Origin of the sequence: Bifidobacterium sp. ESL0682 (genome assembly GCF_029392815.1) — a bacterium.
Lineage (GTDB): Bacteria > Actinomycetota > Actinomycetes > Actinomycetales > Bifidobacteriaceae > Bifidobacterium.
Window position 1 is genome coordinate 1,858,596 of the sequence record NZ_CP113942.1, and the last position, 13,049, is coordinate 1,871,644.

Sequence of the window (13,049 nt, forward strand, 5' to 3'; positions counted from 1 at the left end):
AGTTCACACACATAAAACAATAAAAATTGGCAGCCAGGAGCACCTCCCGGCTGCCAAAAATACCGACTACTACTTTATATGAATCGCCGTCCACGAAACCGGCGGCAACGCAATCTTCACGCTGCCGGATTGCAGGTCAAGCGCAGCGGTTTCATTGGTATGAGGAGTTACACGATTTTGCTGCTCAAGGGTGTTCTTCGCGAACATGTCGTCATCATGCAGCGTCTTGGCATCCAGTTTCAGCTCGGAGTTGCCACACAGCTCGGCGGGCAGCTTGATTTCGAATTCGGCCTCGTCTTCCAAAGAACGGTTGACCGCGAAGACGGACACCGAGCCGTCCGCGCCGCGCACCGCCACCGCGTTGACAACGTCCACTTCGCCATAACGCGGCGTGGACACCTGTGCGGAATCCAGCTTCGGCTCCAGCACCGTGCCGCCCTTCGCCAGCTTCGCGGTGATCGAGAACGGGTAGAACGTCGTCTGCCGCCACGCCGGGCCGCCGGGAGCCGTCATAATCGGTGCAATGACGTTCACCAACTGCGCCAGACTTGCCGCATGAACGCGATCCGCGTTCTTCAACAGGGTGATCATCAGATCGCCGAACACCACCGCATCTACTGCCGAATACACATCTTCGAGAAGATGCGGGGCAACTGGCCAATTGCCAATTCCCTCAGGATTCTTGCTTTCCTCAGCATCGTGATACCAAATGTTCCATTCATCAAAGGAAAGATAGACGTTGTGCTCGCTCTTGAGCCTCGCCTTAGTCGCGTCGATGGTGGAAGCGGCATCACGAATGAACCCGTCCATATCCACACCGGAGGCAAGGAAGCTCGCCATGTCGCCGTCGTGGGGCTGATAGTAGGCGTGGCAGGAAACAAAATCAACCAGATCATAGGCCTTGGAAAGCACCGTCTCCTCCCAGGTACCGAAGGTTTGCATGCCATGCGACGACGAACCGCACACCACAAGTTCAAGGTTCGGGTCCATCTGGCGCATGCCACGAGCCACCGATGCGGCCAATGTGCCGTAATCTTCGGCCGACTTGTGCCCTAGCTGCCAAGAACCATCCATCTCATTGCCCAAGCACCACATGCGGATGTCGAACGGCTTATCAGCACCGTTGGCACGACGTTGCTCGGAGAGTTTCGTGCCTCCAGGAATATTGGCATATTCCAGCAGATCAAGCGCACTTTCCAGTCCGCGAGTACCGAGATTTACCGCCTCCATCAGCTCGTTGCTGCTTACCTTGCGCAGCCACTTGACCATCTCATGGAGACCGAACTGGTTGGTTTCGGTGGAATGCCAGGCCAGATCCAAACGCCTCGGACGCTCTTGTTTCGGACCGACACCGTCTTCCCAACGATATCCAGACACGAAATTCCCGCCGGGATATCGAATGGTCGTTGCTCCGAGCTCGCGGACCAGGTCAATCACGTCCTGACGGAAACCATTTTCGTCGGCAGTGGGATGACCTGGTTCGTAAATTCCTGTATATACACAACGACCGAGATGTTCAACGAACGAGCCAAACAGTCTGTCGTCAACCTTCTCCACTTCGAAATCATTATCAATAACAAACTGAGCTTGCAACTTCGATGAATTATTATGCATTATTCCCCAATAAATATGCTTGCTGTTGAAACATGCTTCCATATTCCAACGTTGAGCGGTTCTTTTTTGCTTGACTATTCTGCGTTTTTGATTGCGGTGGCGATGGAGACGGCGGGGTCGAGATACGGGATAAGGGTGGACTGAAAGGCGTGGTAGACGTCGGACTTGCCCGGCCAGACTGTGCCGATGACATGGTTGTCCTTGTCGAGCTGATGGAACCAGCTGCCTTTGTCATGGTCGATCAGATGCTCGTCGACGTACCGGGCGAACTGAGCGTACCAATTGCGGTACTCTTCCTTGCCGGTGGCCTTGTAGAGCGTGGCGGACGTGTTGAGCGACTCGGCCAGCGTCCAGTGCATGCGGTCGGTGACCACCGGGTCGCCGTTCCAATCGACGGTGTAGGCCATGCCGGTCGTGCCGTCGCGGTTCCAGCCGTCGGCGACCGCCTGGCGGAACAGGTGTTCGGCGGCGTCGATGTACGGCCAGGCCCCGTCGCGGTTGGCGAAGGAGCTCAACGCCCACTGCGTGATGAGGCGGGCCCATTCGATGCCGTGGCCCGGGGTGGCGCCGTAGGGCTTGAACTGGTCGTCCTTCTTGTCAGCGTTGTACTCGAGGTCGATCGACCAGTCCGGTCCGAAGTGCTCGGGGATGCGCCAGTTATTGTTCATTGCCCAGACCACGACATGGTCGACGATGCGTCCGGCGCGCACGCGGTACTTGTTGTCGCCGGTGGCGTCGGCGACGGCGAGGAAGGCCTCAGTGGTATGCATGTTGGCGTTGACGCCGCGGTAGTCGTCAAGCTCGGTAAAATCGCTGTTCCACGTATCCACCGCCAGACCGGTTTCGTCATCCCAGAAATACTCGTCGTAGGTTTTCAGGACTTCGTCGAGCAGTTCCTTGGCTCCGGGATGCCCCGCTAGCAGGGCGGAGGATGCGGAAAGCATCACGAAGGCGTGCGGATAGCAGGTCTTGCCGGCTTCGGGGGTGCCATCGGCCCGAATCGAGGGATACCAGCCGCCGTTCACGTCATCGTGCAGGACGCCCATAAGCCCCTTGAGGCCAGCGTCCACCAGCGCCTCGGCGCCTGGCCAGCCCAACATCGCGGCGATGGAGTAGACGTGCGTCATGCGCCCGGTAATCCATGTTTGCACGCCGTGCGACGGATCGATATGTCCCTCGTCATCAAGCCAGCCCGAGCCTCCCTGCGGCACCGGGAAACCTTTGCCGAAGTCCAGCAGCTCGTAGGTCTCGCTCGCCATGAACGTGCGGTTGGCCACTGTTCCCAACTCATATTTCGGATTCGCTTGCGACGTCTTAACGTCTTGTTTGCTTGTATCCGTATCTTTCATTGTTCATCTTTCCTTATCAGGTAAACTGTATTTATTGCATTAAAATCTCGACAATGCTCAGCGCTGCCAAGCGGCTTTCATGGCGACGAATATCTCGTCATCCGTCTTGTACTTCTCCATCGTCGCAATCACAAACACGGTTTTCTCGCCTTCGGGGTACATGAAGTCACGCTTCCATTGGTAGAAGTGCGGACCGTCACCCATCACACGGGCATATGACATCAACTTGCCGCAGATATAGACGCTCTGACTGACGTCGGCCAGGCAGTCATTATCCCAGAAACCGGCCCATTTGCCGTGTTCACGCCCCTGCATGGCGGCGTTGCCCGCAGCGAACTCGTCGCGAGCAAGACCGGCGTAATAGAACGCGTGGCGCCAATGCTCCTGATCCGCCTGAAGCAGGCTCTGGCACACATAACAGGCACCGGCCACGCAATGGCTGTAGATATTGGCCATCAAACCAATGCTGTCACGAACCAGCCCGGCCTCGGCAGCATCACCGTTCAATTCGATTTGTGCGGCGACGGATTCAACCTGCAGCAGGAAATCACGGTAACGCTTTACGGCAGGGGCCACCTGGTCACGGTAGTGAAGGACCTGGGTATGGAGATCGGGGCCGTCGCACATCCACTTGAGATCCGGGGAAGGCTCGTTGTGATTGCGTAGATACTGGGTAATGAGCATGCGCGGGACATGGTTGAAGTATTGCTCGCCCGCGCAATCGTCCCAGTTCGGACCGTAATGGACGGCGATATTCCAATACTGTTCAAACAGGGCAAACACGGCCTCGACGTTATGTTCGCCATAGTAATCGGCGATATACGATTTGGCCGTCTGCTCGAAATCGATCGTCCCCTCACGCCATAGCGCCGCAATCATATTGAGCATGTACACATGAGGCTTGATATTCGAGGAATTGATGATCCATACATCATCGCCGCCGTTACGGATCACCGCTTCGAGCTCCTGTTGAATGAGCCTGGGATCGCAGCACAACTGCGTGATATGGTTGGCCGCCTGCAGATCGTAGAAGCTGGCATGGTAATAGATACCGTTGCCCCCGTCGCCTTCAGGCATCGCCGCAACCCGGGGATTCCAGTTCTCCTGTCGCCGGGAAACCATTCTGCCGAAACCGTTGTCGGACCAGATCTTGATCAACGCCTCAGGGTATTTCAGCAACCCCTTGCGGTAGAGATCCATCATCTCGCCATACAGATAAATGCAGCAGGGCGCACCGGGGTAAGCACGCTGTACCATTTTATATTGCAAATCAATGACTTCGCTGAGCACTTTGCCCCGCGCCTCGTCAGTATCGTAACGCGCGTCCACGTTCCAGAACGGCTGGTCGCCCTGACCACGAAAACCGAGCGTCCATATCGTGCGCTGGTCCTTTTGCTCGTCGATGGCCTTTTGCCACAAGGCCTGGAACCGGTCTTTCTGTTCGGGCCAAAGCGGCTCGATGCCGGGATAGGCCGTCGCAAACATTGGTGCACCCAACGGCGTGACGTGATGCTGATTGATATAGAACCCCATATCGCGGGCCAGTTTCAGATGCGGCTCCCCGCGTTGGCCGGAACCCGGGATAACCAGATTGCCGCCCAAACGATAGATCGTCTCGAAGGCCAGACGCCAAGGCTTGGTCTTATCATTGTCAACCTGCCAATTCTCCAACAGCACCTCGTCGTTGACGAAGAAACCGCGGTAGGTGACAGCGGCGGGCTTGCTGACGATATGAAGATCATCCGCGACTTCGATACGCTCGCACGGCTCAAAACGCTGGTTGTCCCAGAACCAGAAATCCTTGACGCCGAGGATTTGGCGGCTGAAAGCGTACAGACCGAAGATGAAACCGAAATCGTCACCGGCATGAATCTCGACATTGCCACCGGCAGCATCAATCTCATAGGCTTCCGAATCGTGCGGTCCAGCGACCAACACGATATCCGCACCTTTGCCACCTGCCGGCAACAGCACCTTGCCGATGTCGCGCAGCACGTCCTCGACGGCAAACGACACCGCTTTCGAGGGCTTGTCGCCGACTACCCGTGTTTGCGAAGTGATGAAACTTGACATAGTTTTTTCAACTCCCGTTAGAGATGTATCGCAAGATTGCCGGACCGCTTTCAGACGCGTTCTACGCCGGAACGATGCAGGCGCAGAGTCGCCAGCTGGTAAGGCCCCATGCGTAGTTGCGCTCCCTGGGCAGGAATCGGCGCACCGGCTCGAGACTCCACCAAAGCGGTCGCCAAGGAGCCCTGCACAGGATTTTCCTCGAGCAAATCCGTTTCACGAACCGTAGCCTGGGCCATAAGAACGTTTGTGCGCAACTTCGCCGACGCCTGGCCTCCCACGGCCTCATAGAGACGCACGACAATGTCGCCAGACCCGTCGTCAGCCTCCTTGAGCCAATCGAGAACAATATGGCCGCGCTCGCAATCGAGGGACACCAGAGGATCCACTACAGGCAGGTTGCTGAGCACCGGAGCGTTCAATTCACTGGCCTCGTCAACCACTTGTGGAAGGCTCGCCCCGACGCACACCGACCAGGCAAAGCTGTGTACACGCCCGGCATCGGTATGCGGATCGGGATATGTCGGAGATTCAAGCAACGACATCCCCAGCTGGGTGCCGCACACCCGTTCGTCGCCGTCGAGCTCACGGACGCTCGCACCATACGTCGAAGCGTTCGCGACGCCGACGCCATAATTCGATTCGGCGAGATAGACGAACCGATGGGTGCAGCTTTCGAAATGCGCCTCGTCGCTTTCGGTGTTCTTGCAGACCGGACGTTGCACGGTGCCATACTGGCATTCGTAGGTCGCGTTATCGGTCACCAATGCCAGAGGGAACATCACCTTAAGGAAACGATCCTTTTCGTTCCAGTCCACCTGGGAAGTGAAATCGAGCTTTTTCGCGCCGGCTTTGAGGCTTACCGTCATCGAGACGCGGGAAGCCCGACCGAGGTTGCCGCTGATGCGCAGTGTTGCTTGATCATTGTCACCCTGCTTTTCGATAGTGACATCGCGCAGCCCCTTGGCCACAGGGCCAAGGAACGCATCACGATCAATCTCCCACGCATCACGTTCCGAAGGCTTGTCCGTCAGCAACGCGTACTGGGCCAGATGCTCGCCTGAAGCGACCAATTCACGGCCCTCGGCCAGATCGACCAACGAATCAACCGTTCCCTCCGACGAGACCAGGATACGCAGTATTCCGTTATCGAGGACATAGCCATCATGTTCACGTTCGCAGGTCACGGGGATACCGCCACGTTGCCCGATTGACAGGTCGTGCCCTCTCCAATCGGCTTGCGATATCTTGCCTTGCGCAAGAACTTGCTCGCCGGGCATGGCTTTCGCAATCGCGTCGCAGGCCTGCCGGGTCAGTTCCTTGAGCAGCGCCTCATCCCGCTGGTAATCCTCACGAGCCAAGCGATGGGCCCAAGAAATGGCGGAACCTGGCAAAATATCGTGGAACTGATTCAAAAGCAAGGTCTTCCAGATGCCGTTGATCTGCTCGCGCGGCACCTTATAGTCCTGGTCAGCGAGCGCCGCGACACAGCACAGGTATTCGAGAGCGCGTAATTGCGACTCTTCAGTGCGGCAGCCATTTTTCATGTCCTGCTGCGAGGTCAGTGTGGCCCGGTGCAACTCAAGATAGAGCTCACCACGCCAATGGGGACGCTCGTCGCCGGCATCATCCATCTGCTGGGCTAGCTTGTCGAAGAATTCGTCCGGTGCGGTCGACTGGCAGGTCGCAAGCCCCTCAAGACTGCGCATCCGATGCATGCGCCCCACCATCTCGCGCGTCGGGCCGCCGCCGCCATCACCATAGCCGTAGAGCATCAGCGACTGGTCGATGAGCTCCTTATCCTGCGCGTTCGATTCGGCATAGCGAAGCTCTTCAGGCTGCATTTCGGAGGCGTAAGTATCGGTCGGCGGAAAATGCGTGAGTATTTCGGTGCCGTCGATGCCTTCCCACATGAACGAGTGATGCGGGAACTTGGTGGTGTCGTTCCAAGAGATTTTCTGCGTCAGGAACCATCCGTACCCGGCACGTCGGGCGATCTGCGGGAAGGCCCCGGTATAGCCGAAGCTGTCGGGCAGCCATATGCCTCGCGGCTCGACGCCCAGAAACGTCCTTGAAATAACGACGGCCGAACGTGATCTGGCGGACCAGGGATTCTCCGGCAGGCATCACCGCGTCGGCTTCAACCCACATGCCGCCCACCGGTATGAAACGCCCTTCCTTCACCCGCTGCAGCATGCGCTTGAAGATATCCGGATGCTCCTGCTGAAGCCACTCATACTGCTGCGCGGAACTCATGGCGTATCGGAAATCGGGGTCATAATCCATCAAGGCCAAGGCGTTGGAAACGGTTCTGGCGACCTTGCGGTGGGTCTCGCGCTTGGGCCACATATACGCTGAATCGATATGCGAATGTCCGATGGCGCTTTCATGCAGCACGTCTTTCGGCGCTTCGCTTGACATCACTTCCTTAAGGCATGCGCGAGCAGCGCCCAATGTGCCTTCGATATCGTCATCGTCATAGGCATTCAACGAACGCTGCAGAGCTTTGACGGCTTTCCAATAGCGAACGGTCGAGGAATCCAGCGACCTGATCAGGCCACGCACCACTTCGAGGTCACGCGCGTAATTCCATAGCTCTTCATCAAAAGCGGCGATATCGATGCGCTTGAGCAGATACGGCAGATCGCGCTTGCCGGTCGGGCCTTCGCCCAGATCCGTGCTGCGCGCCGGCCAACCGACGAGATAAGGATTGTTGGCCGCCTCGATATAGAACCTGAACGAGCCATCGGCATTGATCAGGTCGGGCAGGCTTGCGTTGCCAGTCAGCCTGACCCAGTTATTCAACGGGTGCAGCCCCTTGATGGCGGTGCCGTCGGCGCGGTATACCAAACCTTCGGCCTGGCCTCCGACCTTGTCGGGCTCCCAACCGAGATCCGCCACGAGTTCAAGGGTCTGCCCACCGGCAAGGCTTTCCTGGGGAACGGTGCCTTCGATGCGGAACCATGTGGTTCCCCATGTCGTACCCCACTTCTCGCCGAAACGTGCGGGTGAAAATGCCACTTGACCACGCTCCGCACGTTCTATGAACGCACCCGCCGGCTCGGGCTCTCCGGGATTCTCGACCATCGCCACATCGCACGAAACGACGGTACGCTCGATATGGGGCTCGATCCGGTCGTGTAGGAACCGACCGCATTTGGCCAATTCACGATCAACTTTAATCTTCATCTTTTTCCCTATCACATTTCCGCATGTAACGGAAATTGCTGGTTCGGTTTAATTTGATATTGAATTAACGGCTGGCTTGAGGAAGCAGCATAATCTTGAAAGCAAAATCCTGCTCATCCAAGCGATAACGCGAAGCAAGCTGCGGGCCGCAGCTGTTCGAGCCCACACCACTTTGGACATAGTCGAGGCACAGCACGTTCGATGCGCAAGGCTCAAGCTCGTAACGATGCTTCTTTTCGGTCATTTCCTCCTGCGTATACGGCAGGAACTGGAACGAGAACGGTACTTCTGAGACTGCGGTCAACGTTACGTCATCGCTGGCGTCTTCAAGCCTGACATAGTCGCAACCATAGTGGGAGCCGTTTTCCTGAGGCTTGATATACGGCTCATAGAGATCTTCCGGCGAACCGGCGAAAAGCCCGTAATGGCTTGACCTCCGTTTGTCGATATAGCTCTCGTTGGGTCCGTATCCGCAATATGCCGCATGGTTCATGGCCTTCGGCACGAAGAGACGAAGCCCGAAACGCGGCAGGAACGGCATCGCCTGCCCACGCCTGACTTCAACGGCCAGCTCAATGGCACCATCACCGTGAATCGTCCACGTCGCATCGGCGCAAAGCACCGGCTGCACGGCGGCGGCCGCAAGCGTAAGTCGAGCGGTGATGAAAACGTCGCCGGACTTGGCATCACGCCTCACTGCCACGTTATCCGCCCTGGTCTCCACACGGTCGTAGCCGGCGGCCTCCCACTCCTTTTTGACGAACATATCGTTGTCGGTGGGAGCGCGCCAGATATTGATTTCCATTGAACGGTCGATGATCCTGCGGTTGCCGAAAACCATCGAGGAGAACAAGCCGGTTCGCTTGTCGCATATATACTGCCATTGCGCTGCGCTCAAGCGAATCTGCCGCGAATCCTGCTCAATCTCAACATCGCCTGATCTGCCGTGATTCTCTTGAAGCAGATGCGTGGCGTACTGATTGCGTGCGTCGGCGTTTTTCAGCGGCACCTCATCGAATCCCAAGACAAAACCTGCAGGGAGCACAACTCCGGCTTGGGCTGTGGCATAGGCAACCAGTAACGTGGCCTTGCCGCAATCAGGAATCAAGATACCGTCCAGTTTCACCGTTCCTTCTTGGTGCGGAGCAATATGCGGCTCCTCGCTTTGAGTGTCGAGCATTCCCCGATCGACGACCTTGCCGTCCACCAGCAGCTGCCACGAAATCTCGAACGCCGATGAATTCTGGAAATCCATGTAGTTATGCAGGGTCAGCAGTTGCTTTTGCCGGTCGAATCCGACAACGCGCAACGGTCTGAAGACGTTCTTGAATTCCTTGAGCCCGGTGTGCGGCGTCCGGTCGGGGTAGACCAATCCGTCCATGCAGAAATTGCCGTCATTCGGGTATTCGTGGTGGTCGCCGCCATAGGCGTATATGGTTTTGCCGTCTATGGTGCGGCCCTTGTCGATGGCGTGATCGCACCATTCCCAGATGAAGCCGCCGGCTATACCCGGATACTTCTGGAAGACATGGAAATAGTCTTCGAGATCGCCCGGGCCGTTGCCCATGGAATGGCAGTATTCGCACAGGACGTAGGGACGCAGGGTGTGCGTGTCCCCGGCACCGTAGGCACCCTTCCCTTCCTTGGCCTGCTCGAAATATCCTTCGATGTCTTCGATGGAGGGATACATACGGCTATAAACGTCGAGATCGGAATAATCGAATTCGCGGTCGTCCGCCGGATGAATCGCACTCTCATAATGTGTGGGACGCGAAGGATCGAACGATTTCGTCCATGCCAGCGCTTTTTCGAACGCGCGGCCATAACCGCTTTCGTTGCCCATCGACCACATCACCACGCAGGGACGATTTTTATCTCGCAGCACGCAATGTTGAACCCTGTCCAAAATCGCCGGGAACCATTGCGGGTTATCGTTGATCGTGCCATGCCACGCAAGCTTTTGTGTATCGGAGGCGGGCTGATAATACAGGCTCTCCACGCCGTGGCTTTCGATATCGGCCTCATCGATGACGTAGAAGCCCATCTGGTCGCACAATTCGTAGAATTCCGGCGAATTGGGATAATGGCTGGTACGTATCGCGTTGACGTTGTGCTCCTTCATCAAACGCAGATCGCGTATCATGTCGTCGCGGTTGACCGCAAAGCCCTTGACCGGATCGGAATCGTGGCGGTTCACGCCGTGCAGCTTCACCGGCCTGCCATTGATTTCGAGCACTCCGTCGTTGATCTCAACCTTGCGGATACCGACCCGGGTGACAATCATTTCACCATCGCCCGGCAACCCTGTGGAAATCACCAATGTATAGAGGTAAGGATCTTCGGCGTTCCAAAGATGCGGTTGGGCGATAGTGAATGTCGCCGTCGCCTCAGCGATGAAGCCGGAGTTGGCACTAGTGCCTTGTGCGGCCTGGGTGTGCGTGGTATCAAGCAGCTGACCTGATACGTCCAACAATGATAGCGAGACATCGGTGGCCTGCGAGCCCAGGAAGCTGAAATCGACGCTCAACGTTGCCGTGTCAAGATCATCGGCGAGATCCACATGGACGAAGAAATCACGAACGGCATCTCGCGGACGCTGCATCAGATAGACCCGCCGGAAAATACCGCTCATACGGAACTTGTCCTGGTCCTCGAGATAACTCCCGTCGCACCATTTCAGCACCAGCACGGCAATGCGGTTGCGGCCTTCATGAAGCATCTGTGTCACATCGAATTCGCTGGTCGAATGCGAAATCTGGCTGTAGCCCACCAACTTGCCGTTCAGCCAAACATAAAAACATGAATCCACACCTTCGAAATCAAGGAAGACGCGGGGCGCGGCACTATTTTGGCGATACTCGAAGTCCCGTACATAGACTCCGCAGGGGTCATCCTTTGGAACATGCGGCGGATCAAAGGGGTACGGGTAGCGCATGTTTGTATATTGTGGTTTGTCATAACCGTTGCACTGCCAGACTGACGGTACCTCGATTGAATCGAAGGCACCTAAAACGCCATCGTCTGATATATCGCAGGACTCGTCGAAAAACTTGAGACCTGTAGATGCCATTTGCGCATCCAGGTCATAGATGCTCGTGTAATAACGGAACTTCCACGTACCGTCAAGCATGATGCATCGGTCGGATTGCTCCAAACCAACTAAAGCAGGCATGTTCTGCCTTGCTACGTCTTCACACGCACTCTTCTCAGCAGGTAGGGAACATGGAACAAAATATGACCTGTTGGGTTCTGTCCCACTATGAAGCAGCGAAAGATCCTCATAATATTCAGGAACAAACATGTGTATACAACCACCTAATCTTATCGGATCGAATATCCGCACCGCTATGTCACAAACGCAGCCAGACAGCTACGCACAGATATTTTGAGAGCAACACATCACCCACACATGTGTTGCTCTCAAAATATCAATTGCACTTCTTTAAACTGCCGTGGAGTACTTACTTGCCAGTAACCTTATAGCCCTGCTGGTTACCATAAGTGACCAAAGCCTTCTGGTATTCCTTCAGCGCCTTCTCGAAAGTGGTCTGGCCCTGATACGCCTTGCCGACCGTATCCATAGTGATGGAATTGGCATAGGCCTGATAAGGAAGGAACTGCCAACCGCTCACGACGTCCTTGCCGCTCTCGAGGAAGACCTTGTTGATCTGCTGGCCACCGAAGTAGTCGGACTTTTCGTTGAGGAACTCTTCAGAAGACAGCTCCTTCTTGGTGGAGACATAACCGCCGCTCTGCTTGAACAGATCGATGGATTCCTGGGAGGTATTGAGCCAACGAAGGAATGCAGCTGCCAAAGCGGGATTGGCCGACTTCTTCAGCACGACTTCGGAAGAGCCACCATAGTTTGCGGAAGCAGGCTTGCCATCATAGGAAGGCATCGGGGCGACGCGCCACTGGCCGGTGGTCTCCTTGACGGAGGACTTGAAGGCACCGGCCATCCAAGAGCCAGAGACCACAGAAGCGATCTTGCCCTTGTTGGCGGCCTGATACCATTCAGTGCCCTGGTTGGTCAACGAGGAGATGTAGTGGTTCTTGAACAGGTAGTCCCAGTTCTTGGCCCAACGCATGGCACCCGGATCGTTCAGATTGATCTCGACGTTGGTGCCGTTGACCTTGTAGGCGTGGCTTCCGGCCTGCCATAGCATGGAGGTGATGAAGTTGCCCTGGCCAGAATCGTTGGTGATGTAGACGCTGGAATCCTTCTCGTGGAGAATCTTCGCATCCTGCATGTACTCATCCCAGGTCTTGGGAGGATTGGTGATGCCTGCGGCATCGAAGACCTGCTTGTTGTAGAACATGACCATCGGGCCGGTGTCCTGGGGCAGACCGTAGATACTGCTGCCACTGGTCACGCCTTCCCAAGCGGACTTGACAAACTGGTTCTTGTACTTGGCAAAGCCGTACTGCGAAAGATCCAGCAGATTGCCCGGAACCGAGAACTGAGGAATGGCCTGATACTCAATCTGGGAGATGTCAGGGATACCGGAGCTGGCCTTCAGAACGTTCTGCAACTTGGTGTAGACGGTCATGCCCGTTCCAGGGTTGACGACCTTAATATGAACCTTCGGATATTTCTTCTCAAATGCCGCCGCCTGAGCTTTGGCGCTGTCGGTCCAAGTCCAGTAGGTGATCGTACCGCCCTTTTGCAGAGCCGCGTCCAGATCGCCTTCTTTCCCGCCGTTCGAGCCGCTGGCGCTGTTTGACGAGCCGCCGCAACCCGCAAGGCCTGCAGCAGCCATAGCGATGGCTGCAACTCCTGCCACGAAGCGAACTACCTTTGTACGTTTCATTGAAGGTACCTTTCTT

5 protein-coding genes and 1 pseudogene are annotated in these 13,049 nt (G+C 56.3%); all 6 read right to left on the reverse strand.

Features of this window, described 5'->3' with window-relative positions:
* Positions 1–69 precede the first annotated feature (69 nt).
* Complete coding sequence (locus OZX57_RS07720; protein ID WP_277162064.1) at positions 70–1,614, reverse strand: alpha-L-arabinofuranosidase C-terminal domain-containing protein; 1,545 nt, start codon at positions 1,612–1,614, stop codon at positions 70–72.
* 74 nt (positions 1,615–1,688) lie between these two features.
* Positions 1,689–2,963, reverse strand: coding sequence for an AGE family epimerase/isomerase (locus tag OZX57_RS07725; protein ID WP_277162065.1), 1,275 nt, complete (start codon positions 2,961–2,963; stop codon positions 1,689–1,691).
* Between the two features lie 57 nt (positions 2,964–3,020).
* Positions 3,021–5,036, reverse strand: coding sequence for a glycosyl hydrolase 115 family protein (locus OZX57_RS07730; protein WP_277162066.1), 2,016 nt, complete (start codon positions 5,034–5,036; stop codon positions 3,021–3,023).
* Positions 5,037–5,086: 50 nt separating this feature from the next.
* Positions 5,087–8,222 (reverse strand): annotated as a pseudogene (locus OZX57_RS07735) (glycoside hydrolase family 38 C-terminal domain-containing protein).
* Between the two features lie 64 nt (positions 8,223–8,286).
* Positions 8,287–11,523: a glycoside hydrolase family 2 TIM barrel-domain containing protein gene (locus OZX57_RS07740; protein WP_277162067.1), complete on the reverse strand. Its 3,237-nt coding sequence runs from the start codon at positions 11,521–11,523 to the stop codon at positions 8,287–8,289.
* A 160-nt stretch (positions 11,524–11,683) separates the two neighbouring features.
* Positions 11,684–13,033 (reverse strand): sugar ABC transporter substrate-binding protein, encoded by a 1,350-nt coding sequence (locus OZX57_RS07745; RefSeq protein ID WP_277162068.1) that lies wholly within the window; start codon positions 13,031–13,033, stop codon positions 11,684–11,686.
* Between the last annotated feature and the right edge of the window lie 16 nt (positions 13,034–13,049).

Bases quoted from the DNA above. Each gene is read 5' to 3' on its own strand.
- OZX57_RS07730 (WP_277162066.1), bottom strand. From the start codon at position 5,036: ATGTCAAGTTTCATCACTTCGCAAACACGGGTAGTCGGCGACAAGCCC.
- OZX57_RS07740 (WP_277162067.1), bottom strand. From the start codon at position 11,523: ATGTTTGTTCCTGAATATTATGAGGATCTTTCGCTGCTTCATAGTGGG.
- OZX57_RS07745 (WP_277162068.1), bottom strand. From the start codon at position 13,033: ATGAAACGTACAAAGGTAGTTCGCTTCGTGGCAGGAGTTGCAGCCATC.
- OZX57_RS07720 (WP_277162064.1), bottom strand. From the start codon at position 1,614: ATGCATAATAATTCATCGAAGTTGCAAGCTCAGTTTGTTATTGATAAT.
- OZX57_RS07725 (WP_277162065.1), bottom strand. From the start codon at position 2,963: ATGAAAGATACGGATACAAGCAAACAAGACGTTAAGACGTCGCAAGCG.